Genomic DNA, 23650 nt, shown 5'->3' with positions numbered 1-23650 from the left:
GACCCCGTGGGGAGGGCAGGATGACCGGCATGACGCACGCGATGGTGAAGGGCTCGAACGTCCCCCTCGACGCCGCGGGCATCCGGGCGGTGCTGCGCTGGAGCCCCGGCACCGGCACACCGGACGTGGACGCCTCCGTGCTGCTGCTCGGCCGCGACGGCCGGGTGCGTTCCGACGCCGACTTCGTCTTCTACAACGAACCGCGGCACCCCAGCGGGCTGGCCCGCCACCTGCCCAAGAAGCGCGGGCCCGAGGGCCTGACCGACACCGTCGAGGTCGATCTGGCCGCGCTGGACTCCGGGGTCGACCGGGTGGTGATCGCCGCCTCCTGCGACGGCGGCCCCTTCCGGCTGGTACGCGACCTGTGCGTGCTGCTGTACGCCACCTCCGGGCCGCAGCACTCCCCGCTGGTCACCTTCGAGGTCCGCCCCGACACCGGCGGCGAGACCGCGCTGAACTGCGGCGAGCTGTACCGCAAGGACGGCGGCTGGAAATTCCGGGCGGTCGGGCAGGGCTACACCACCGGCCTGGTCGGCCTGGCCACCGAGTTCGGCATCACGGTGGACGACGTCGACGTGGACGCGGGGCCCGACCGCGCCGCCCCGCAGCAGACGTCCCAGCCGCAGCCGCAGTCCCAGACCGCGGCCATGGAGGCGACCAGGGCCCACCAGCCGGACCTCGGGCCGACCAGCGCCTACGGATACCCGCTGCCGGCCCCCGCGCGCGGCCACGTGCCCGCACAGCCCGCGTACGGCTACCCGCAGCCCGTCGCCTCGGTCCCGGCGCCGCCGACCGTCCCGCCGCACCAGCAGCCGCAGCCGGGCTACCCGGCCTACGGCTACCCGCAGCCCGTGGGAGCCGCCGCGGCCTTCACGCTTCCCCCGCAGGGGCCGCAGTTCCAGCCGGGGCGCTGAGCGGCCGGCGGGCGGGCGCTCAGACCTTGGACTTGAAGCCGCGGCCCCACTGGAGTCCCCAGCCGTACAGCCGGTCGATCTCGGCCTGGAAGCCGTAGACGTACCTGACCTCGCGGCGCACGGTCAGCTCGCCCTTGCGGTTCTCGATCAGCACCACCGCGCAGGAGCGGGCCTGCGGCTCGCGCTCGGTCAGCGGTATCTCGATCCGCGGGCCGGAGCCGGGGAAGATCTCCACCTTGGCGTGGGTGCGGTCGAAGGCGGGCGTGCCGTCGTAGATGTACACGAAGACCAGCAGCCGCTTGAACTCGTCGCGCTTGTCGAAGTTGATGTACAGCGTCTCGCCCGAGGTACCGCCGAACCGGTCGTCGCCGCTCATCTGGATGTACGGGGGCGCGTCGAGGTCGCCGAGGAAGTTGCCCAGCGGCTGGACGACGCCCTTGGAGCCGTCGGCCAGCTCGTACATGCACGCCAGGTCCAGGTCGACGTTGACCATCGCGGGACCCGCCGCCTGCACCACCTGGGGGCGGAAGACGTCGAATTGGCGGCGCAGGAAGCTGCGCCGGTCGTCGCTGTGCCAGCCGCCGGTGTCCGTGGCGCGCATCTCCCAGGACAGGTTCACCCGCATGTTGCCGACCGCCGCGCCCTGCTTGGTCAGCGACACCACCGGATGCCGTTTGGTCAGCTCCACCGTGTGCGCGTTCGCGACGTCGAACTGCCCCGCGCCGCTCGGCCGGAAGAAGTCCCTCCACGCCACCATGCCGCCACCCCTCCCCTAACCGCAGCCCGCGGCTGCCCGCACACGCGGCTGCCCCCGCCGGACGACGGGGGCAGCAGTGCTCGACTCTCGACCGGTCACACTCGGGTCGTGACTTCGGTCTTGTCGTCGTCCGACTCCTGGGAACCTTCCCCGACGCGCCGGTTGCGTACCACCGAGGACCAGTAAGAAGCGGCGATCAGCACCACACCGACCAGGCCGGTGATCACCTCGCTGACGTCGTACTTGATCGTGACCAGCAGGATGACCGACAGCGCGCCGATCGCGTAGTGGGCGCCGTGCTCCAGGTAGACGTAGTCGTCCAGGGTGCCCTTGCGGACCAGGAAGACCGTCAGCGACCTGATGTACATCGCGCCGATGCCCAGGCCCAGCGCGATCTCGAAGATGTCGTTGCTGATGGCGAAGGCGCCGACGACACCGTCGAAGGAGAAGGACGCGTCGATGACCTCCAGGTACAGGAACATGAAGAACGCGGCCTTGCCGGCCAGTCCCGCCACCTGGCGGCCGCTGGGTCCTGTCCGCTCCGGCGACTTCTCCGCGATGCCCTCGTCCGCGTCCTCGTCGTCGTCCTCCTCGTCTTCGAGGCGGTCCTCGAAGAAGCCGGAGACCCCGCCGACGACGAGATAGGTGATCAGACCGCCGACACCGGCCAGCAGCACCGTCTCGGCCTTGTCGACCGTGCCGTGGCCGCCGTGCACCGGCACCCCGGTGGCGACGGTGGTGGCCACGACGACCAGGGCGATCATCGCGATGGCCACCGACAGCATGTCCAGCTTGCCGAGTTTGGCCAGCGGCTTCTCCAGCCAGCCGAGCCAGGTGATCTCGCGCTCCTCGAAGATGAAGTCCAGGAAGATCATCAACAGGAACATCCCGCCGAAGGCGGCGATGGCCGGGTGGGCACCGGTGACCAGGCTCTCGTAGCGGTCGTGGTCGTTGATCGCGACCCGGACCGCCTCCCACGGGCTCAGCTTCGCGGTGATCGCCACGATGATGATCGGGAAGACCAGCCGCATGCCGAACACCGCGATGAGCACGCCGACGGTGAGGAACATCTTCTGCCAGAAGGCGTTCATCTTCCGCAGGATGCCCGCGTTGATCACGGCGTTGTCGAAGGAGAGCGAGATCTCCAGGACGGACAGGATCGCCACGATCGCGAGTCCGTGCCACCCCCAGAGGACTGTAGCCAGGGCGAGGCCGGCGACAGTGATGCCGAACGACCAGCCGAATGTTCTGAGGAGCACGTGCTTCCCACCCAATCCTGGTGACCTTTGACCACGAGGTGCCCCGCGCGGTACGCGACTTTACGAAACGTTGACCCCGAAGTCTAGGGCGATCCCGCGCAGCCCCGACGCGTACCCCTGCCCCACGGCACGGAACTTCCACTCCCCGCCGTAGCGGTACAGCTCGCCGAAGATCATCGCCGTCTCGGTGGAGGCGTCCTCGGTCAGGTCGTAACGGGCCAGCTCGGCCCCGTCGGACTGGTTGAGCACCCGGATATAGGCGTCGCTGACCTGTCCGAAGGTCTGCACCCGGGCGTCGGCGTCGTAGATCGAGACCGGGAAGACGATCTTGTCGACCTGCTCGGGGACCAGGGCCAGGTCCACCAGGATCGTCTCGTCGTCACCGCCGCTGCCGCCGGTCAGGTCGTCGCCGGTGTGCTCGACCGAGCCCTCCGGACTCTTGAGGTTGTTGTAGAAGACGAAGTACTCGTCCCCCAGCACCCGGCCGTTCCCGCACAGCAGCGCACTGGCGTCCAGGTCGAAGTCGGCCCCGGTGGTCGAACGGGCCCTCCAGCCCAGGCCGATCTGCACCGCGGTGAGATTCGGCGCGGCCTTGGAGAGGGAGACATTGCCTCCCTTGGCGAGCGTGACGCCCATGGTGGTCCTTTCCCCCTTGGCGGGTACTGCTCAGACGTTGACGCCGAAGTCCTGCGCGATACCCCGCAGCCCCGACGCGTAGCCCTGGCCGATGGCCCGGAACTTCCACTCCCCGCCGTGCCGGTACAGCTCGCCGAAGACCATCGCGGTCTCGGTGGAGGCGTCCTCGGTCAGGTCGTAGCGGGCCAGCTCGCGCTGGTCGGCCGCGTTGAGCACCCGGATGTAGGCGTTGCGGACCTGGCCGAAGCTCTGCTGGCGCGACTCGGCCTCGTAGATCGAGACCGGGAAGACGATCTTGACGACATCGGCGGGCACCCCGGCGAGGTTGACGTTGATCACCTCGTCGTCGCCCTCGCCCTCACCGGTGAGGTTGTCACCGGTGTGCTCGACCGAGCCGTCCGGGCTGCGCAGGTTGTTGAAGAAGACGAAGTGCTGGTCCGACAGCACCTTGCCGGCCTCGTTGGTGAGCAGCGCGCTCGCGTCGAGGTCGAAATCGGATCCGGTGGTCGTCCGCGCGTCCCAGCCCAGACCGACGACGACCGCCGTGAGATTAGGGGCCTCCTTGGTCAGCGAGACGTTGCCACCCTTGCTCAGGCTGACTCCCACGAGTCCTCCCCATCGGTTCGATTGTGTACGTATGGCACCGGGTCGATGTGCCCGATCAACGAGCCGAGCTTAGTGACCGGTTCCCGTCGACCGCACCGCTTCCAGCGCCTTTACGTACTCATGAACGTCCCGGGCGTCCGGCAGAGCGTTGACCACCGACCACCGGACGATGCCGGAGGGGTCGATCACGAAGCTGCCGCGCAGCGCGCAGCCCTTGTCCTCGGCGAACACTCCGTACGCCCGGGCCGCCGCCCCGTGCGGCCAGAAGTCGGAGAGCAGCGGGAAGTCCAGGCCCTCCTGGTCGGAGAACACCCGCTGGGTGTGCATCGAGTCACACGAGACGCCGAGGACCTGCACGTCCTCGCTCTGGAAGACGGCGGAGCGGGCTTGCAGCTCCTGGAGCTCGCCGGTGCAGACGCCGGTGAAGGCGAAGGGGTAGAAGACCAGCAGGACCGATGCCCGCTCGCGGAAATCGGCGAGGGCCACGGTGCGGCCGTGCTGGTCGGGCAGGGAGAAGCCCGGTGCCGGGCTGCCGATTGCGCTCATCGCGCGAGGTTCCTCCTCGGGGGTGCGCCCCGCCCTGCCGGGCGCCTGCGTCGCCCCCCGGGTCTGCCGGGTACGGCGTCCCCGGGACCTTCCCCGGGCGGGTGGCTGCGCGCGCAGTTCCCCGCGCCCCCGAGGTGGCGTGCCGCCGCGGAGGACGTGCACCACTCCGGGGGCGCGGGGAACTGCGCGCCCGGCCATGGCGCATCGGCGGGCGGCCGACGGCGGCAACCCCCGCGGCGGGGAGCCGCACACCGCCGAACCGCCCGGGGCTAGCGCTTTCCGGCGCGGGCGGCCTTGGGGGTCACGAGGCGACTGCCGGTCCAGTCCTTCGCAGCGTTGACGCTGCTGGTCTGGGCGAGACCGGCCGTCTGGGCCGCCTCACCGATCTCGCTGGGCTCGACGTGGCCGTCGCGGCCCGTCTTCGGGGTCATCAGCCAGATCGGGGCGCCGGGATCGACGGTCGATGTGGCGTCGACAAGCGCGTCGGTGAGGTCGCCGTCGTCCTCGCGGAACCACAGCAGGACGGCGTCGGGCACGTCGTCGTACTCCTCATCGGCGAGCTCTTCGCCCGTGAGCTCCTCGATGCCCTCGCGAAGCTCCTGGTCGCAATCCTCGTCGTACCCGAGCTCCTGGACCACCTGTCCGGGCTCGAAACCAAGCCGGCTCGCCGGGTTGGTCCGCTCCTCCGCGTGGTCCGCGGTCGCGCTCACGCTTTGCCTCCTGTCATGGGGACTGGTTCGTCTCAGTCCAGTGTGTGCCCACGCGCACGCGGACTTATTGGCGGTAGTCCACACGGGCGCGGCGGATCGCGCAAGTACCCGGCGTACGAGACCGCCGAAACGGTGACGATTCGACCGTGTCGCCGCAACCCGCACACCCCATGGTGACGCAGCTCACGACGGTTTGCCGGTCTTGCGCACGATTGGCACCGCCAATCGGTCGTACGTCCGACTGGGCGTAGAGTTCGGATTCGGCCGCAGGGGCGACCACTGGTCCCGCAGCCGCCGTCCCGCAGCCCCTGCGGTTACCACTGGGTAGAGATGACGTTTCGCGCGGCGCGGTACACGATGGATGCGGCGCGACCCAGTAGAGCACCGCGCACCGACGAGCAGCAAAGGAAAAGCGTGGCTTCCGGATCCGATCGCAACCCGATCATCATTGGCGGCCTTCCCAGCCAGGTCCCGGATTTCGATCCCGAGGAGACGGCGGAATGGCTGGACTCGCTGGACGCGGCCATCGACGAGCGCGGCCGTGAGCGTGCCCGCTATCTGATGCTCCGCCTCATCGAACGCGCCCGCGAGAAGCGCGTCGCGGTGCCCGAGATGCGCAGCACCGACTACGTGAACACCATCGCGACAAGGGACGAACCGTTCTTCCCCGGCAACGAGGAGATCGAGCGCCGGATCCTGAACGCGACCCGGTGGAATGCCGCGGTCATGGTCTCGCGCGCGCAGCGCCCCGGTATCGGCGTCGGCGGCCACATCGCGACCTTCGCCTCCTCCGCCTCGCTCTACGACGTGGGCTTCAACCACTTCTTCCGCGGCAAGGACGACGGCCTCGGCGGCGACCAGATCTTCTTCCAGGGCCACGCCTCGCCCGGCATCTACGCGCGCGCCTTCCTGCTGGACCGGCTGAGCGAGCCGCAGCTCGACGCCTTCCGGCAGGAGAAGTCCAAGGCGCCCGAGGGGCTGTCCAGCTACCCGCACCCGCGGCTGATGCCGGACTTCTGGGAGTTCCCGACCGTGTCGATGGGCCTCGGCCCGCTCGGTGCGATCTACCAGGCCCGGATGAACCGCTACATGGAGGCGCGCGGCATCGCCGACACCTCCGCCTCGCACGTGTGGGCCTTCCTCGGCGACGGCGAGATGGACGAGCCGGAGTCGCTGGGCCAGCTGTCCATCGCCGCCCGCGAGGGCCTGGACAACCTGACCTTCGTGGTCAACTGCAACCTCCAGCGGCTCGACGGCCCGGTGCGCGGCAACGGCAAGATCATCCAGGAACTGGAGTCGCAGTTCCGCGGCGCCGGCTGGAATGTGATCAAGCTGGTCTGGGACCGCAGCTGGGACCCGCTGCTGGCCCAGGACCGCGACGGCCTGCTGGTCAACAAGATGAACACCACGCCCGACGGCCAGTTCCAGACGTACGCCACCGAGTCCGGCGGGTACATCCGCGACCACTTCTTCGGCGACGACCAGCGGCTGCGCAAGATGGTCGAGAACCTGACCGACGAGCAGATCCTGCACCTCGGGCGCGGCGGCCACGACCACCGCAAGATCTTCGCGGCCTACACCGCGGCCATGCAGCACCAGGGCCAGCCGACGGTGATCCTCGCCCAGACCATCAAGGGCTGGACGCTCGGACCGAACTTCGAGGGCCGCAACGCGACCCACCAGATGAAGAAGCTCACGGTCGACGACCTCAAGCGCTTCCGCGACCGGCTGCACCTGCCGATCACCGACCGCCGGCTGGACGAGGGCTACCCGCCGTACTACCACCCGGGCCGGGACTCCGAGGAGATCCAGTACATGCACGACCACCGCAAGGCGTGCGGTGGCTATGTACCGACCCGGATCGTCCGCGCCAAGCCGCTGGAGCTGCCGGGCGACAAGGCCTACGCGACGGCGAAGAAGGGATCGGGCCAGCAGTCCATCGCCACCACGATGGCCTTCGTGCGGGTGCTCAAGGATTTGATGCGGGACAAGGAGATCGGCAAGCGCTTCGTGCTGATCGCCCCCGACGAATACCGCACCTTCGGCATGGACGCGTTCTTCCCGAGCGCGAAGATCTACAATCCGCTGGGGCAGCAGTACGAGTCGGTCGACCGCGAACTGCTGCTGGCGTACAAGGAGTCGCCGACCGGGCAGATGCTGCACGACGGCATCTCCGAGGCGGGCTGTACGGCGTCGCTCATCGCCGCGGGTTCGGCGTACGCCACCCATGGCGAACCGCTGATCCCGGTCTACGTGTTCTATTCGATGTTCGGCTTCCAGCGCACCGGCGACCAGTTCTGGCAGATGGCCGACCAGCTGGCCCGCGGCTTCGTCCTGGGCGCCACCGCGGGACGGACCACCCTCACGGGTGAGGGCCTCCAGCACGCCGACGGCCACTCCCAGCTGCTGGCGTCCACCAACCCGGCCTGTGTCGCGTACGACCCCGCGTACGGCTTCGAGATCGCGCACATCGTGCAGGACGGCCTGCGCCGGATGTACGGGGAGACCGCGGACGGCAAGCCGGGCGAGGACGTCTTCTACTACCTGACCGTCTACAACGAGCCGATCCAGCACCCGGCCGAGCCGGCCGACGTCGATGTCGAGGGCATCCTCAAGGGCATCCACCGCGTCAGGCCGGGCGAGGCCGGCGCCATCCCGGCGCAGATCATGGCGTCCGGCGTGGCGGTGCCGTGGGCGATCGAGGCGCAGCGGCTGCTCGCCACCGACTGGAACGTACGGGCCGACGTATGGTCCGCGACGTCCTGGAACGAGCTGCGGCGCGAGGCCGTCGCCGTGGACGAGCACAATCTGCTGCACCCCGAGGAGGACCAGCAGACCCCGTACGTGACGCGCAAGCTGTCCGGGGCCGAGGGGCCGTTCGTGGCCGTCTCGGACTGGATGCGCTCGGTGCCGGACCAGATCGCCCGCTGGGTGCCGGGGCGTTACACCTCGCTCGGCGCGGACGGCTTCGGCTTCGCCGACACGCGCGGGGCGGCGCGGCGTTTCTTCCACATCGACGCGCAGTCGATCGCGCTCGCGGTGCTGACCGAGCTGGCCCGCGACGGGAAGATCGACCGGTCGGTGCTCAAGCAGGCCGTGGACCGGTATCAGCTGCTTGACGTGGCAGCGGCCGAGGCCGGCACGGCCGGCGGCGACGCCTGACGCTCTTCCACCGAGCCCCGGACCGGCAGCACGCCGGTCCGGGGCTCCGGCGTTTGCGGGCAGCTTTTCGTACCGGACAATTCCCCGCTAAACCATGATCCAGGTCACACCGTGTTCTGAGGGCCCTCCCGGTCTTCTACGCTGGGGGTGAGCGCCGTCTCCGCCCATCACGCGGACGGCGTACCGCAGTTGGAGCCCCCTGTGGCTCGTCGTCCAGGGTTTCCCCCTCCTTCCTGTCCGCGAGGCATCCGCGAGTGACCCTTCTCGAAGCGCGTATGAGTCCCACCTCCTTCCGCGCCCTGCTGGCGCTGGCCGTCGTCTTCGTGATGCTGGCGACCACCGGCTGGACGGCGGTCCGACCGCACGGACCCGGCGACGCGCGGACCGCGGCTGTCTCGGCCTGGATGCGCGCCACCATCGGCGGGCGCCGCTTACCCGACCCGGTCCACGCCCCCGCGGGCGGCGTCGCCCGCTTCTTCGCCGCACTCACCCGTCCGCAGGCCCTGCTGCTCGCCCGCCGCTACCCGCTGGTCGTCGGCAACCTCAACGGCGTCCCGCTCGACCTGCGTTACGAGGCCAACCGCTGCGGGCTGGTCAAGGCCCGCGCCGACGAGCGGGCCCGCGCCGCGAGCGGCACGCTCACGCCGGCCGGCCGCAAGGACGCGGACCGCCGCGCCGAGCGCTACACCTCGCTGCTCACCGGGCGGCGGCAGATCCTCGCCTTCGACCCCAGCGGCGCGGGCCGGGCCGCCGAGGTCCTCGGCGACCTCGCCACCGCGGCCCGGGTCGCGGTGGTGGTGCCGGGCGTCGACACCAACATCCTCAGCTTCGAGCGCCCCGCCAAGGCGTACACCGCCCCGGTCGGCATGGCCCGCGCGCTCTACGGGCGCGAGCAGGCCGCCGACCCCGGCGCCGCGACCGCGGTGATCGCCTGGGCCGACTACACCACCCCCAGCGGCGTCGGCCTCGACGCGTCCACCGCGAACCTGGCCGAGCACGGCGCGACCCGGCTCGAAGCGCTGCTGAGCGCACTGCCGCGGACGCAGCGCGTCTCGCTCTTCTGCCACTCCTACGGCTCGGTGCTGTGCGGGGTCGCCGCGCCGGACCTGGCCAGGGGCCAGATCGCCGACATCACCGTCTTCGGCAGCCCTGGGATGCACGTCAAGCGGGCCTCGCAGCTGCACACGACGGCGAACGTGTGGGCGGCCCGGGACAGCAGCGACTGGATCGAGGACGTCCCGCACCTGGAATTCGCCGGCCTCGGCCACGGTACGGACCCGGTCTCCGGGAAGTTCGGCGCCCGCGTCGTCAGCGCGGAGGGCGCCGCCGGCCATCCCGGGTACTTCGCGCCGGGGACGGCGAGCCTGGCGAACTTCACGGATATCGCGCTCGGGGACTACGCGGCTGTCAGGTGCGACAGCGACGCGGACGCGGTCTGCACCGCGGGCCTGGCCTGAACCGCCCCCCCCGCGGGACGCGCCCGGGGGCGCCGCACGTCCTGCCCCGCGGGGAGCCGCTGCCGGACCTTCCCCCGGTGGTGGGCCCGTCGCACCCCCGCGGGACGCCACGGCCGCCGGCGGGAGACTCAGCCGGGGGTACAACCGTGCCCTGCGGGCGTATTGCGGAATAAGCTGACACGTATGGGCGATGTGTTGGCCGGAAACAATGCCGCGTGGGAGTTCGAGCCCGACGCCGTCGTGATCCGGTACAGCCGGGGGGCTCGGGGCGCGCGGCTGTTGCAGGCGCTCGGGGAGCGGCGGGTGCCGCACGCGGCGCTGGAGTCGGTGGAGCTGGCCGGCGGCCGGCACGGCCACGTGGTGCTGCGGGCGGTGCCGCGGGCCGGGGCCGATCCGCTGGTCGAGGCGGCCGGGGGGCAGTTGAAGGACAGCGCGGACCCGTACCGGCTGGTGCTGCCCGAGGAGTTCAGCACCCTGGCGGAGTTCTACCGCGACGAGCTACGCGCGGTGATCGGCGGTCCCGGCGAGGCGCTGAGCCGCTTCCTGGTCGACGCGCCGTCACTGCCGCGGTCCTTCAAGGCCTATGACGGCAAGGCGCTTTTCGACGGACGCACCGTCAGCTTCCGCTGGTTCTGGACCGGCGCGTCCTCGGCGAAGTGGAAGGCGGGCGACCAGAGCTTCCCGGTCGACGAGCTGAGCGGGGTCGACTGGCGCTCCCCCGAGATGCTGCACGGCTATCTGCGGCTGCTGCGCAGGGACGGCGGCGGGCCGCAGCCGGGCGAACCCGACCAGGACCCCGCCGCCGTGATCTTCGGCCTCGGCTACGGCCCGGTGCACGAGTCGCTGCCCTTCGCGGCGGCCGTGCTCGCCGCGATCCGGGCCGTCCGCGTGCGCCAGCAGCCGTAGCCGCTACTCGCGGGCCGCGGAGGTGCTGCTCATGTCCGGGTAGCGGTCGCCGGCGACCTGGTCGGCGATCGGCTCCAGGGCGGCCAGTTCCGCCGCGTCCAGGGTGATCGCGGCCGCCGCGGTGTTCTCCAGCACCCGGGCGGACCTGCGGGTGCCCGGGATCGGCACCACCGGCAGGCCGTGCACCCGGGCCCGCTGGTGCACCCAGGCCAGCGCGATCTGGCCGGGCGTGGCGCCGTGCTCCTGCGCCAGTCGGCGCACCGGCTCCAGCAGGTCGTAGTTGCGCCGGGCGTTCTCCCCGGTGAAGCGCGGCTGGCTGCGCCGGATGTCGCCGTCGGCCAGCTCGCTCCCGGCGTCCTGGAAGGCGCCGGTGAGGAAGCCACGGCCGAGCGGCGAGTACGGCACGAAGGCCACCCCGAGGTTCGCCGCCGCGCCGACCGCGGACCGCTCCACGTCCCGGCTGAAGAGCGACCACTCGGACTGGATCGCGGTGATCGGGTGCACCCCGTGCGCCTCGCGCAGCTCGGCGCCGGTCACCTCGGAAAGGCCGAGGTGGCGGACCTTGCCCGCGGTCACCAGCTCGCCCATCGCGCCGACCGATTCGGCCAGCGGCACCTTCGGGTCGCGGCGGTGCATGTAGTACAGGTCGATCACGTCCACGCCGAGCCTGCGCAGGCTGGCGTCGACGGCCTGCCGGATGTACGCGGGGTCGTTGCGGATCGCCCGGTAGGACGGGTCGTCGGCCCTGCGCTCGTTGGCGAATTTCGTGGCGAGGGTGATCTCGTCGCGGTGCGCCTTGGCAAAGGGGGCGAGGAATTCCTCGTTGGTGCCCTGGCCGTACATGTCCGCGGTGTCGTAGAGCGTCACCCCGGCCTCGAACGCGGTCTCCAGCGTCTCGCGGGCCGCGGCCTCGTCGGTGTCGCCGTAGAACTCGCTCATGCCCATGCAGCCCAGGCCCTGGACCCCGACCAGCGGTCCGTCCGCACCCAGCCGTACCGTCCCGATCAGTTCAGCCGACATCACGCGCCTGTCCTCTCCGGCGCCGGTTCGGCGCCCGCGTAGGTTCCGATCTTGTAGTCGAGCACCGTCAGGGTGTCCCGCAGCTCCGCGATCCGCTGCAGCACGTCCAGCCGGGTGGCCTCCAGCAGCGCCTTGCGCTGCGGCTCCGTGCACTCGCCCGCCCTGACCAGCTCCGCGTACGTGACCATGTCGGCGACCGGCATCCCGGTCAGCCGCAGCTTGCCGACGAAGGCCAGCCAGTCGAGGTCGCGGTTGCTGAAACGGCGCTGGCCGGTGTTCGAGCGGTCCACGTGCGGCATCAGCCCGATCCGCTCGTACCAGCGCAGTGTGTGCGCGCTCATGCCCGTGAAGGCGGCGACCTCGCTGATCGTGTACTGGTCCCGGCCGGCGGGCCGCGGATGCGGGTCCTCGTGGACGCACAGCGCCGCCGGGGCGGTTTCCTCGTTCACCGTCTGCACGACCGTCATGATGTCCACGCTAAGTCCTTGGAGTGCGCTCTAGGCAAGTGCGGGCCGCTCCCGCCCGGCCGTCCGGGGTCCGCGCGGGCCCCCGGGGGCAGGCCCTAAGCTCGCGGGCATGGACAGCCTGCGGTTGATCGATCAGTGGCCGGTGCCGAACGCGGCGGCGGTCGTCGTACGCCGGGACGGCACCGTGGCCGGTACGCACGGGCCGCTCGGGCGGGCCTTCCCGCTCGCGTCGGTGACCAAGCCGCTGACCGCGTACGCGGCGCTCGTCGCGTACGAGGAGGGCGTCTTCGAACTGGACGACCCGGCCGGCCCCGACGGCTCCACGGTGCGCCACCTGCTCGCGCACACCTCGGGGCTCGCGTTCGACGAGCACCGGGTCATGGCCGCGCCCGGCACCCGGCGGATGTACTCGAACGCCGGGTTCGAGGTGCTCGGCGACACGATCGCCAGGGCGGCGGGCATGCCGTTCGCCTCCTACCTGCGCGAGGCGGTGCTCCAGCCGCTCGGGATGACCGGGACGGCGCTACCGGGCTCGCCGGGCGCGGGCGCGGTATCCACGGCGGAGGACCTCGGGCGGTTCGCGGCGGAGGTGCAGGCGCCGCGGCTGCTGCACCCGTCCTCCGTGGCGCTGGCCACCCGGGAGGTGAGCTTCCCCGGGCTGCGCGGGGTGCTGCCCGGGTACGGGCTCCAGGACCCCAACGACTGGGGCCTCGGCTTCGAGATCCGCGGGCACAAGTCGCCGCACTGGACCGGGTCCCGGTCGGCTCCGACGACTTTCGGCCACTTCGGGCAGTCCGGCACGTTTCTCTGGTTCGACCCGGGTGCGGGGGCCGCCTGCGCGGTACTCACGGATCGGGACTTCGGCCCGTGGGCGCAGCCGTTGTGGCCGGCGCTGACCGATGCGGTGCTCTCCGAGCTGGCTGGGGGGGTGTAAGGGGGCGCCCCTCGGGCCTCTCGGCGGGTGCCGCGCCGTTTTTCCTGGCGGCCTGTGCGCGTAAGGGGGTGCCCCTCGGGCCTTCTCGGCGGGTGCCGCGCCGTGGGGGCTGGGTGCGCGGTTCCTCGCGCCCCTGCCGGGGCGGCCCCGGTGGGCACACTTGTGCGGCGTCGGGGCCGGGTGTGCGGTTCCTAGCTCCTGGGCGGGGAGGCGGGGGGCGGCTCGGCGTGCATGGACCAGAAGACGTATTCGGCGCCGCCCGAGGCGAGGGCGGTCAGGGCCGGCTCGCCGGTGATCCGGGCGGCGTCGCCCGGGTCGAGCGTCTCCCGCGCGAGGCGGACGGTGCCGCGCAGGACGTGGAGGTAGCCGAACTCGGCCGGGGGCAGCGCCACCTGGTCGGGAACGAGGGGGCGGCCGACCCACAGCGCGGCGGCCCGCTGCCGCAGCCGCAGCGGGGGCGTGGCGTCCGGCGCCCCGGACGCCAGCAGGGTGAGCCCGGGGCCCGCCGGGACGGGCCCGGTGACGGCGGCGTACTGCGGCCCGGCCCCGAAGGCATCGGGGTGCAGCCACATCTGAAGGAAGGTCAGCGGTCCCTCGCCGACGTTGTGTTCGACGTGCCGCACCCCGCTGCCGGCGCTCAGCCATTGCGCGTCGCCGGCCCGCAGCCGCGCGACCCGGCCGCCGGTGTCCCGGTGTTCCAGCTCGCCCTCGGTGACCCAGGTGACGATCTCCGTGTCGCGATGGGTGTGTTCACCGAATCCGGCGCCCGGCGCGAGCCGTTCCTCGTTGCAGGCGACGAGCAGCCCGAACCGTATGTTGTCGGGGTCGTAGAAGCCGGAGAAGGAGAAGGCGTGCCGGGTGTCGACCCCGGCCTCCGGCTCCCCGCCGGCGTAGCGGTCGCCGCCCCGGCGCACGTCGATCATGCCTCTACCGTATGCCGTCGCCGGGACGGCGGCCCGCCGCCCCGGGAAGCCGGAAAAACCGACCCCATAGGCTTGGCCTCGTGCCGAACGCCTCTCAGTCACCGCAGCCCCCCGCCGAACCCGGTCGCGGGGACCATCCCGCGACGCTGCGCCGACTGGAGAAGTCCGCCGGAAGGCTGGCCGCGAACGCCATCGCGCGGATGGACGCCCAGCTGCCGTGGTATCGGGCGATGCCGCCGGAGAACCGCTCGTGGATCGGCCTGGTGGCGCAGGCCGGCATCGCCGCGTTCACCGAGTGGTTCCGGCACCCCGAGGCGCCGCAGGCGATCAGCACGGACGTGTTCGGTACGGCGCCGCGCGAGCTGACCCGGGCGATCTCGCTGCGGCAGACCGTGGAGATGGTGCGGACCACGATCGAGGTGATGGAGGCCGCGATCGACGAGGTCGCGGCGCCCGGCGACCAAGGGGTGCTGCGCGAGGCGCTGCTCGTCTACGCGCGGGAGATCGCCTTCGCCACCGCACAGGTGTACGCGCAGGCCGCGGAGGCGCGCGGCGCGTGGGACGCGCGCCTCGAGTCGCTGGTGGTCAACGCGGTGCTGTCGGGCGAGGCCGACGAGGGCGTGCTGTCCCGGGCGGCGGCACTCGGCTGGAATTCGCCGGACAAGATCGTCGTGGTGCTCGGCACCGCGCCGAGCGGGGACAGCGAGCTGACCGTCGAGGCGATCAGGCGGGCGTCCCGGCACGCGAAGCTGCAAGTGCTGACCGGGGTGCTCGGTGAGCGCCTGGTGGTGGTCGCGGGCGGCGACGACGACCCGCTGCGGGTCGCGAAGGCGCTCATCGGGCCCTTCGCGGCCGGCCCCGTGGTGGCCGGGCCCGTGGTGGGCGACCTGCTGTCGGCGACCCGTTCGGCGCAGGCCGCGGCGGCGGGCCTGCGGGCCTGCCACGCGTGGCCGGACGCGCCGCGTCCGGTGTCGTCCGACGACCTGCTGCCGGAGCGCGCGATGGCGGGCGACCGCCATGCGCGTGAGCAATTGGTGGAGGAGATCTACAGGCCTCTGGAAGAAGCGGGCTCGGCGCTGCTGGAGACGCTGAGTGTCTATCTGGAGCAGGCCTCGTCCCTCGAAGGGGCCGCGCGGATGCTGTTCGTGCACCCCAATACCGTGCGCTACCGGCTGCGACGTGTGACCGATGTCACCGGGTGGTCTCCTTCAGACGTACGTTCGGCGTTCACCCTGCGCATCGCCCTCATCCTGGGCAGGCTCTCGAATGCGGAGCGTCCCGGCTGAGCTTTTGTGGGACACCCACAAATCACCTGACAGTTCTTGGTCCCTGTCCCCACCGGCGGTGATCCCCGCTCGCGAGAGAGAGTGTGAAGGTGCTCGTACTCGTCGCTCCCGGCCAGGGCGCACAGACGCCCGGCTTCCTCGCCCCCTGGCTCGAACTCCCCGGCGCCGCCGACCGCCTCGCAGGCTGGTCGGCCGCGGCGGAGCTGGATCTCGCCCACTACGGCACCAAGGCGGACGCGGACGAGATCCGCGACACCAAGGTCGCGCAGCCGCTGCTGGTCGCCGCGGGCCTGCTGTCCGCCGGCGAGCTGGGGCTGACCCCGGACCTGGTGGCCGGCCACAGCGTCGGCGAGATCACCGCGGCCGTACTGGCCGGGGTGCTGTCCGCGCAGGACGCGATGACGTTCGTGGCGGCCCGCGGCCGGGCGATGGCCGACGCGGCGGCGGTGACCGCGACCGGCATGTCCGCGGTGCTCGGCGGCGACCCGGAAGCGGTGGTGGCCCACCTGACGCGGCTGGGGCTGACCCCGGCCAATGTGAACGGGGCCGGCCAGATCGTTGCCGCGGGCACTCTTGAGCAGCTCGCCGCGCTCGCCGAGGACAAGCCGGAGGCGGCCCGGGTACGGCCGCTCAAGGTCGCGGGCGCCTTCCACACCGCCCACATGGCATCCGCGGTCGCGGCGCTGGAGGCGCTCGCCCCCTCGCTGACCGTCGCGGAGCCGACGCTGCCGTATGTTTCGAATGCAGACGGGCAGACGGTGGGCAGCGGCGCCGACGTGGTACGCCGGCTGGTCGCTCAGGTGTCCAATCCAGTGCGCTGGGATTTGTGCATGGAGACGTTCACGGAGCGCGGGGTCACCGCGATCATCGAGGTGTCGCCGGGCGGCACGCTGGTGGGTCTGGCCAAGCGGGCGCTGCCCGGGGTGCGGACGCTGGCGCTCAAGACGCCCGACGACCTCGACGCGGCCCGTGCGCTGGTCGCCGAGTCCGCGGCGCGGGCCGCGGACGCCGCATCTCAGGCCACCCCAGAAAAGGAGCCGTTGCAGCGATGACAGCGAAGATCAATCCGAGCAAGGGCTCCCCGTACGCGCGGATCCTCGGAGTCGGCGGCTACCGCCCCACCCGGGTGGTCACCAACGAGGTGATCCTGGAGAACATCGAGTCCAGCGACGAGTGGATCAGGTCGCGGTCCGGCATCGCCAGCCGGCACTGGGCCGGTCCTGACGAGACGGTGGCGGAGATGTCGCTCGCCGCGGGCGGCAAGGCCCTCGCGGACGCCGGCATCAGCGCCTCGGAGATCGACGCCGTCATCGTGGCGACGGTCTCGCACTTCAAGCAGACCCCCGCGGTCGCCACCGACATCGCGCACCGGATCGGCGCGGGCAAGCCGGCCGCGTTCGACATCTCCGCCGGCTGCGCGGGCTTCACGTACGGCCTCACCCTCGCCAAGAGCATGATCACCGACGGCACCGCCCACCACGTGCTGGTGATCGGTGTGGAGCGGCTGAGCGACCTGACCGACAAGGAGGACCGTACGACGGCCTTCCTGTTCGCCGACGGCGCCGGCGCGGTCGTCGTCGGCCCGTCCAAGGTGCCGGCCATGGGCCCGACGGTGTGGGGCTCCGAGGGCGACAAGTCGGAGACCATCAAGCAGACCGTCTCGTGGGAGGTCTACCGGGACACTCCGGCCGACCAGGTGCGCTTCCCTGCGATCACGCAGGAGGGCCAGGCGGTCTTCCGCTGGGCGGTGTTCGAGATGGCGAAGGTGGCCCAGGAGGCGCTGGACGCCGCCGGGATCACCGCGGACCAGCTCGACGTGTTCATCCCGCACCAGGCGAACATGCGGATCATCGACTCGATGATCAAGACGCTCAAGCTTCCCGACCATGTCGCGGTGGCCCGCGACGTCGAGACCACGGGCAACACCTCCGCCGCGTCCATTCCGCTCGCCATGGAGCGGCTGCTCGCCACGGGCGAGGCCAAGAGCGGGGACACCGCGCTGGTCATCGGCTTCGGGGCGGGTCTCGTGTACGCGGCGACTGTGGTTACTCTCCCCTAGTCACACACACCCTCGCGGCGCAGCAGTCCCGCCCGCCGCGCCATCGGTAACACATCAAGGAGCGCCGTAAACAATGGCCACCCAGGAAGAGATCGTCGCCGGTCTCGCCGAGATCGTCAACGAGATCGCCGGCATCCCCACCGAGGACGTCCAGGTCGACAAGTCCTTCACCGATGACCTGGACGTCGACTCGCTGTCGATGGTCGAGGTCGTCGTGGCGGCGGAGGAGCAGTTCAGCGTCAAGATCCCGGACGACGACGTCAAGAACCTGAAGACCGTCGGCGACGCGGCCGACTACATCCTCAAGGCGCAGCAGGCCTGACGGCGCTGGGCCGAAACGATCCCTCGGCGCGGAGTCCGCGGGATCGCAACCGGGACGACGCGTCTGTCGCCCGCCCTTCTAGACGTGGAGAGACAATTCCTGTGAGCCCGACCAATCGCACCGTGGTCGTCACCGGTATCGGAGCAACCACACCGCTGGGTGGCGACAGCGCGTCGACCTGGGAGGCGCTGCTGGCCGGCCGGTCAGGCGTGCGCCTGCTCGAACAGGACTGGGCGGCCGAGCTGCCGGTAAGGATCGCCGCGCAGATCGCCGTGCAGCCCGGGGACGTGCTGCCCAGGCCGCTGGCCCGCAAGCTGGACCGCAGCGCGCAGTTCGCGCTGATCGCGGCCCGTGAGGCGTGGGCGGACGCCGGCTTCACCGCGAAGGCGGGCGAGGACCCGGCGGTCGACCCCGACCGGCTCGGCGCGGTCGTCGCCTCCGGCATCGGCGGCGTCACGACGCTGCTCGGGCAGTACGACGTCCTCAAGGACCAGGGAGTACGCAAAGTATCCCCGCACACCGTGCCGATGCTGATGCCCAACAGCCCGTCGGCGAACGTCGGCATCGACATCAACGCGCGGGCCGGCGTGCACACCCCGGTCAGCGCGTGCGCGTCGGGCGCCGAGGCGATCGGCTACGCGGTCGAGATGATCCGCACCGGCCGCGCCGACGTGGTCGTGGCCGGCGGCACCGAGGCGGCGATCCACCCGCTGCCGATCGTCGCCTTCGGCAACATGATGGCGATGTCCAAGAACAACGACGACCCGCAGGGCGCCTCGCGCCCCTACGACGCCGGCCGGGACGGCTTCGTCCTCGGCGAGGGCGCGGGCGTGGTCGTGCTGGAGTCGGTGGAGCACGCGAAGGCGCGCGGCGCCCGGGTGTACGCGGAGCTGGTCGGCCAGGGCATCTCGGCCGACGCGCACCACATCACCCAGCCGGAGCCGACCGGCCGCGGTATCGCGGCGGCACTCCAGCACCTGCTGGACCGCTCGGACCTCAAGCCGGCCGAGATCGTGCACGTCAACGCGCACGCCACGTCCACCCCGCAGGGTGATGTGGCGGAGATCAAGGCGCTGCGGAAGGTGTTCGGGGACGACGTGGACCACATGGCGATCTCCGCCACCAAGTCCATGACCGGCCACCTGCTCGGCGGCGCCGGCGGCATCGAGACGGTCGCCTCCGTGCTGGCCCTCTACCACCGCATCGCCCCGCCGACGATCAACCTCACCGACCAGGACCCGGAGGCCGACGCGGACATCGTCCGCGACAAGGCCCGTCCGCTCCCGGAGGGCACGATCGCGGCCCTGAACGACTCCTTCGGCTTCGGCGGCCACAATGTGGTCCTGGCGCTGCGGAGTTTCAGCGCCTGAGTGCTTACGGGCCCCTGAGCCCGATGGTTGCCGGTGAACCCGGGGGACCGCCCATCCAGGGCGGTCCCCCGGGTTCGCCGCGTCAGGCGTCGTCCCAGCTGGCGAAGTAGCCCGCCGCCATGTCCTCGGCGGCGTGGCCCTGGGCGGCGGCCCGGTGGAAGCGGGCCGCACCGGCGGCGGCGAGGTCCATGCGGGCGCCGGCCGCCTCGCCCGCGGCCACGATCAGGTCGAGGTCCTTGGCGGCGCCCTGGACGGTGAAACTGGGGGTGAAGTCGCCGCCGAGGATGGCCGCGGCCTTCATCCGCAGGTAGGGCGTGTCCATGGAGCCGCCCTCGATGGCCTCGAAGAAGCGGTCGGGGTCGACGCCGAGGGCCTTGGCCAGGGCCAGTGTCTCGCCGGTGGCGGCGGTCAGGGCCAGCACCCAGTTGTTGAGCACCAGCTTGAGCCGGCTGGCCGGGCCGTCCGCCGCGGGTCCCGGCAGCCAGACGGTGCCGCTGCCGATCGCGTCGAAGACCGCGGCCGCGACCGGCCGGGCGTCCTCGGGGCCCGCGGCCAGTACGGTCAGCTCGCCCGCGTCGGCGACCGAGCGCGTACCGAGGACGGGCGAGTCGAAGAAGACCAGGCCGTGGTCGGCGGCGCGGGCGGCGAGCGCGGCCTGCGCCTCGGGCCCGACGGTGCCGGTCTGCAGCCAGAGCGCTCCGGGTCTGAGGCCCGCGGCGGCGCCGCTGACGGCCGCCTCGGTGGCGGGACCGTCGAGCAGCATGGTGAGGACGGCGTCGGCGTCGCGTACGGCCTCCGCGGGGTCGGCGACGACCCGGACGCCGTCGGCGGCCAGCGGCTGTGCGCGGGACAGGGTGCGGTTCCAGGCGCGGACGTCATGGCCGGCGGCGGACAGGTTGCGGGCCATCCCGGCGCCCATGAGGCCGGTGCCGAGGACCGCGACGGTGAGTGAGTCGGACATGACCGCAGGCTATGCCGCGGCGGTGGCGGCGGGGAGGGACCAATCGGGTTGCGGACCGAACCGGAAGCGGACCGCACGACCGGCGCGGCCCCGAGCGGACCGTTCGGGGCCGGGCAAGGGGCGGCCAGGAGCGGCCGGCTGAGCGCGGGTCAGACGACCTGGTGCAGCCAGCGGACCGGCGCGCCCTCACCGGCGTAGCGGAACGGCTCCAGCTCGTCGTCCCACGGCTTGCCCAGCAGCCGCGACAGCTCGTCCTCCAGGTCGGCCTCGCCGCTGCGGGCCCGCTGCATGGCGGCGCGCAGCCGGTCCTCGGGGATCAGGATGTCGCCGTGCATGCCGATGACCGCGTGGAAGATGCCCAGCTCCGGCGTGGCGCTGTAGCGCTCGCCCTCGGCGCTGGCGCAGGGCTCAGCGGTGACCTCGAAGCGCAGCAGGTGCCAGCCGCGCAGCGCGGACGCCAGTTTGGAGGCGGTGCCCGGCTGGCCCTGCCAGGAGAATTCGGCACGCCACGTGCCCGGTGCGGCCGGCTGGCGGATCCAGTCCAGGCTGACGCGTACGCCGAGGACGCCCGCGACGGCCCATTCGACGTGCGGGCAGAGCGCGCGCGGTGCGGCGTGGACGTACAGAACACCACGTGTCGTCACCGGTACCTCCAGTGTGGGACGAGGTTCGCCTTCCCCAGCGGCCTCAACACCCGAACCGGCTGCTCCCGGGGCAACATGAGACATTCTGCACTATTCGCGGCAAACAGGACAACAACTGATGGTTTGACGCCCGGTCGTGCCCGACCTCCCGTCACATCGATCCGGGTGTCAGGGAAAAAGCTACCGTGCGGCGTCTCTGAGAGCGTGACGTACCGTCGGGCTGTTACCTGATGTCGCCCACACGTCGGAGGGAAGTCCTGTATGCGATCGCTGCCGCGAAGCGGCCTGGCACTGGCCGTGGCCGCCGTTCTGCTGGGCGGATGCTCCTCGGGCGGCTCACCCGGCGGTGGGCGGGCGTCCACGTCGGGGTCGCCCACCGCACACACCTCGCATTCCGCACGCGAGGCGGCGCCCGCCCCGCCGGCCCGCCCGTGGAATGTCCACCCGGTCTCGGTGGCCGCGCTCGGCGACTCCGTCACCCGCGGCTTCGACGCTTGCAAGCCGCTGTCCGACTGCCCCGAGGTGTCCTGGGCGACCGGCTCGCGCAGCTCGGTCGCCAGCATCGCCCAGCGGCTGACCGCGACCGCGCCCGCCACCCGCAGCTGGAACGTCGCCGACAGCGGCGCCAAGATCGCCGAACTGCCCGACCAGGCGCGGGCGGCCGCGGCGCACCGGCCGGCGATGGTGACGGTGCTGATCGGCGCGAACGACGCCTGTACGTCGCGGCCCGGCACGATGACGTCGGTCGCGGCCTTCCGCACCGCCTTCAAGGCCACCCTGGCGTATCTGCACACGGCGCTGCCGAACACCCAGGTCCTGGTCGCCAGCATCCCCGACCTGGAGCGGCTGTGGTCGGTCGGCCGTTCCAATGTGCTGGGCAAGCAGATCTGGAAGCTCGGCCTGTGTCCGTCGATGCTCGGTGACGCCGATTCGCAGAGCGCCGCCGCGAAGGCCAGGCGCACCGCGGTCCGCGACCGGGTGATCGCCTACAACGGGGTGCTGGGACAGGTCTGCGGACAGTACACGCGCTGCCGCTACGACGGGGGCGCGGTCTTCGGCTACCGCTTCGGCACCGACGAGCTGAGCACCTGGGACTGGTTTCACCCGAACGAGAAGGGTGAGCAGCACCTCGCCGCGCTGCTGGCCGCGGTGGCCTTCCGTCCGCAGGAGTAGACCCGGGGAGAACCGCCACCGGCGGCGGTCCTTATGCGGACAGAAGCTGACCGCATGCGCGCATAGCGTCTTCCTCATGGACACCACGAAGGATCTCGCTCCCGACGCCGCCGACTCCCCCGTCGGCCTCCCCGGCCGCTGGCTCGGCTACACCGCGGTGCTCGCCGCCAGTGTCATGGACCTGCTGGACTCGACGATCGCGAACGTCGCCGCGCCCTCGATCCGTACGTCGCTGGGCGGCTCCTACGCCGACCTCCAGTGGATCGCCGCGAGCTACACCCTGGCGATGGCGGTCGCGCTGCTCGTCGGCGGGCGGCTCGGCGACATGTTCGGCCGCAAGCGGGTGCTGCTCACCGGGATGGCCGGCTTCGTGGTCGGCTCGATGATCTGCGCGACGGCCCAGAGCCCGTCGATGCTCATCGGCGCCCGGCTCGTGCAGGGCGCCTTCGGCGCGGTCATGATCCCGCAGTGCTTCGGCATACCGCGGGAGATCTTCTCGCCGCGGGAAGTGAAGAAGGCCTGGGGCATCTTCGGGCCGATGATGGGCCTGTCGGCGGTGCTCGGCCCGGTGGTCGCGGGAGTGCTCATCCACGCGGACCTCTTCGGCAGCGGCTGGCGGATGATCTTCGGTATCAACCTGCCGATCGGACTGGCCGCGCTCGCCGTGGGCTGGAGGTTCCTGCCGGACATCAAGCCCGCCGCACGCGGTGTACGGCTCGACTCGCTCGGTGTGCTGCTGGCCGGCGCGGGCGCCTTCCTGCTGGTCTTCCCGCTGGTCCAGGGCCGCGAACTGGGCTGGCCCGCCTGGACGCTGGTGATGCTCGCCGCCTCGCTGCCGGTCCTCGGCGTCTTCGCCCTGCACCAGGTCCGCCGCAGCCGCGCCGGCCTCAGCCCGCTGGTCGAGCCGAGCGTCTTCCGCAAGCGCTCCTACGTCTCCGGGGTCGCCTTCGCCATCGCCTTCACCGCCTCGATGGGCGGCATGATCCTCACCCTCGGGGTCTTCCTCCAGGTCGGCCTCGGCTACACCGCGCTGCACTCGGCGCTGGCCACCGCGCCCTGGGCGGTGGGCGCGCTCTTCGGCTCGGCCGGCGGTGCGATCTTCATGGGCACGCTCGGCCGCAAGGTGCTGCACATCGGCCTGGCGCTGATGGGCGCCGGTGTCCTGGGCCTCTACGCGGTCTTCCAGACCGCGGGCGCGGACCTGACGGCCTGGCAGCTGGCCGCTCCGCTGGTGGCCGGCGGCGCCGGGATGGGCATGATCTTCGTGCCGCTCTTCGACATCATCCTCGGCGGTGTCGAGCCCCACGAGATCGGCTCCGCCTCGGGGACGCTGCAAGCCGTGCAGCAGCTCGGGATGACGCTGGGCATCGCGGCGCTGGGCACGGTCTTCTTCAACATCCTCGGCGACTCCGCCGGCGGCACCGCCGCGCACGCCTCCTCGGCACTGGACGCCGCGTCCACGACGGCGCTGTGCACCGGGGGGCTGATCGCGGTGGCCTTCCTCCTCGGCTTCTTCCTCCCCCGGGCAGCCCGCCCCC

Annotated in this window: 23 protein-coding genes; 12 read left to right on the top strand and 11 right to left on the bottom strand. The window is 71.7% G+C overall.

The genetic code is table 11. From position 1 onward, the window contains the following. Positions 1-20: 20 nt before the first annotated feature. Positions 21-914, top strand: a complete 894-nt coding sequence (locus V7E46_RS07340; protein ID WP_333767644.1) for a TerD family protein — start codon at positions 21-23, stop codon at positions 912-914. Between the two features lie 19 nt (positions 915-933). Here the strand turns inward: V7E46_RS07340 and V7E46_RS07335 are convergent, their stop codons facing one another. The 6 genes from V7E46_RS07335 to V7E46_RS07310 form a co-directional block, all read right to left on the bottom strand. Continuing rightward, on the bottom strand, positions 934-1671 hold the full coding sequence (locus V7E46_RS07335; protein WP_329179298.1) for a TerD family protein: 738 nt from the start codon (positions 1669-1671) through the stop codon (positions 934-936). 95 nt (positions 1672-1766) lie between these two features. Next, positions 1767-2930, bottom strand: coding sequence for a DUF475 domain-containing protein (locus V7E46_RS07330; protein ID WP_333767643.1), 1164 nt, complete (start codon positions 2928-2930; stop codon positions 1767-1769). 60 nt (positions 2931-2990) lie between these two features. Further along, positions 2991-3566 carry a TerD family protein gene (locus V7E46_RS07325; protein WP_333767642.1) on the bottom strand — a complete coding sequence of 192 codons (576 nt, stop codon included), beginning with the start codon at positions 3564-3566 and terminating at the stop codon, positions 2991-2993. Between the two features lie 30 nt (positions 3567-3596). Beyond that, complete coding sequence (locus V7E46_RS07320) at positions 3597-4172, bottom strand: TerD family protein (RefSeq protein ID WP_033175112.1); 576 nt, start codon at positions 4170-4172, stop codon at positions 3597-3599. Between the two features lie 69 nt (positions 4173-4241). Next, a complete protein-coding gene (locus V7E46_RS07315; RefSeq protein ID WP_333767641.1) occupies positions 4242-4718 on the bottom strand; it encodes a peroxiredoxin in 477 nt (158 codons plus the stop codon). Positions 4719-4987: 269 nt separating this feature from the next. Continuing rightward, entirely contained in the window at positions 4988-5428 is a 441-nt protein-coding gene (locus V7E46_RS07310; RefSeq protein ID WP_033175114.1) for a DUF3052 domain-containing protein, read from the bottom strand. 414 nt (positions 5429-5842) lie between these two features. Here V7E46_RS07310 and aceE point away from each other — a divergent pair, with 414 nt between their 5' ends. The 3 genes from aceE to V7E46_RS07295 all read left to right on the top strand — a co-directional run bounded on the left by aceE (position 5843) and on the right by V7E46_RS07295 (position 10953). Further along, complete coding sequence (aceE, locus tag V7E46_RS07305; protein WP_333767640.1) at positions 5843-8590, top strand: pyruvate dehydrogenase (acetyl-transferring), homodimeric type; 2748 nt, start codon at positions 5843-5845, stop codon at positions 8588-8590. Between the two features lie 254 nt (positions 8591-8844). Continuing rightward, a complete protein-coding gene (locus V7E46_RS07300; protein WP_443054056.1) occupies positions 8845-10047 on the top strand; it encodes an alpha/beta hydrolase in 1203 nt (400 codons plus the stop codon). Positions 10048-10230: 183 nt separating this feature from the next. Beyond that, positions 10231-10953, top strand: coding sequence for a DUF4429 domain-containing protein (locus tag V7E46_RS07295; protein ID WP_333767638.1), 723 nt, complete (start codon positions 10231-10233; stop codon positions 10951-10953). Positions 10954-10956: 3 nt separating this feature from the next. Here the strand turns inward: V7E46_RS07295 and V7E46_RS07290 are convergent, their stop codons facing one another. Further along, positions 10957-11973: an aldo/keto reductase gene (locus tag V7E46_RS07290; protein ID WP_333767637.1), complete on the bottom strand. Its 1017-nt coding sequence runs from the start codon at positions 11971-11973 to the stop codon at positions 10957-10959. After that, a complete protein-coding gene (locus V7E46_RS07285) occupies positions 11973-12440 on the bottom strand; it encodes a MerR family transcriptional regulator (RefSeq protein ID WP_333767682.1) in 468 nt (155 codons plus the stop codon). Before V7E46_RS07285 ends, V7E46_RS07290 begins: the two co-directional genes overlap by 1 nt. Before the next feature lie 109 nt (positions 12441-12549). Between V7E46_RS07285 and V7E46_RS07280 the strand changes: the two genes are divergently transcribed. Next, positions 12550-13374 (top strand): serine hydrolase domain-containing protein, encoded by an 825-nt coding sequence (locus tag V7E46_RS07280; protein ID WP_333767636.1) that lies wholly within the window; start codon positions 12550-12552, stop codon positions 13372-13374. Positions 13375-13565: 191 nt separating this feature from the next. On the opposite strand, the gene V7E46_RS07275 is transcribed toward V7E46_RS07280, so the two are convergent. Further along, positions 13566-14297: a pirin family protein gene (locus V7E46_RS07275; RefSeq protein ID WP_333767635.1), complete on the bottom strand. Its 732-nt coding sequence runs from the start codon at positions 14295-14297 to the stop codon at positions 13566-13568. 80 nt (positions 14298-14377) lie between these two features. Between V7E46_RS07275 and V7E46_RS07270 the strand changes: the two genes are divergently transcribed. The 5 genes from V7E46_RS07270 to fabF all read left to right on the top strand — a co-directional run bounded on the left by V7E46_RS07270 (position 14378) and on the right by fabF (position 19334). Further along, the gene (locus tag V7E46_RS07270; RefSeq protein ID WP_333767634.1) at positions 14378-15583 is read left to right on the top strand and encodes a PucR family transcriptional regulator; all 1206 of its coding nucleotides are present in this window, start codon (positions 14378-14380) and stop codon (positions 15581-15583) included. Positions 15584-15672: 89 nt separating this feature from the next. Beyond that, the gene (locus tag V7E46_RS07265; RefSeq protein WP_333767633.1) at positions 15673-16635 is read left to right on the top strand and encodes an ACP S-malonyltransferase; all 963 of its coding nucleotides are present in this window, start codon (positions 15673-15675) and stop codon (positions 16633-16635) included. Beyond that, complete coding sequence (locus V7E46_RS07260) at positions 16632-17642, top strand: ketoacyl-ACP synthase III (protein ID WP_329179272.1); 1011 nt, start codon at positions 16632-16634, stop codon at positions 17640-17642. The genes V7E46_RS07265 and V7E46_RS07260 overlap by 4 nt, the downstream gene beginning before the upstream one ends. Before the next feature lie 73 nt (positions 17643-17715). Beyond that, positions 17716-17964 (top strand): acyl carrier protein, encoded by a 249-nt coding sequence (locus tag V7E46_RS07255; RefSeq protein WP_329179270.1) that lies wholly within the window; start codon positions 17716-17718, stop codon positions 17962-17964. A gap of 101 nt (positions 17965-18065) precedes the next feature. Continuing rightward, positions 18066-19334: a beta-ketoacyl-ACP synthase II gene (gene fabF / locus V7E46_RS07250; RefSeq protein ID WP_329179268.1), complete on the top strand. Its 1269-nt coding sequence runs from the start codon at positions 18066-18068 to the stop codon at positions 19332-19334. An 82-nt stretch (positions 19335-19416) separates the two neighbouring features. Here the strand turns inward: fabF and V7E46_RS07245 are convergent, their stop codons facing one another. After that, positions 19417-20295 carry an NAD(P)-dependent oxidoreductase gene (locus V7E46_RS07245; RefSeq protein ID WP_333767632.1) on the bottom strand — a complete coding sequence of 293 codons (879 nt, stop codon included), beginning with the start codon at positions 20293-20295 and terminating at the stop codon, positions 19417-19419. A 149-nt stretch (positions 20296-20444) separates the two neighbouring features. Continuing rightward, positions 20445-20939, bottom strand: coding sequence for a DUF3145 domain-containing protein (locus V7E46_RS07240; protein ID WP_329179265.1), 495 nt, complete (start codon positions 20937-20939; stop codon positions 20445-20447). 261 nt (positions 20940-21200) lie between these two features. On the opposite strand from V7E46_RS07240, the gene V7E46_RS07235 reads away from it, so the two are divergent. Both V7E46_RS07235 and V7E46_RS07230 read left to right on the top strand, forming a co-directional pair. After that, complete coding sequence (locus V7E46_RS07235; RefSeq protein ID WP_333767631.1) at positions 21201-22112, top strand: SGNH/GDSL hydrolase family protein; 912 nt, start codon at positions 21201-21203, stop codon at positions 22110-22112. Between the two features lie 76 nt (positions 22113-22188). Continuing rightward, positions 22189-23650 (top strand): MFS transporter (locus tag V7E46_RS07230; protein WP_333767630.1); only part of this gene is annotated, 1462 nt, incomplete at its 3' end.

Origin of the sequence: Streptomyces sp. IBSBF 2435 (assembly GCF_036815005.1) — a bacterium.
Classification (GTDB): Bacteria; Actinomycetota; Actinomycetes; order Streptomycetales; family Streptomycetaceae; genus Actinacidiphila.
This window is presented reverse-complemented; position numbering and strand designations above follow the sequence as displayed.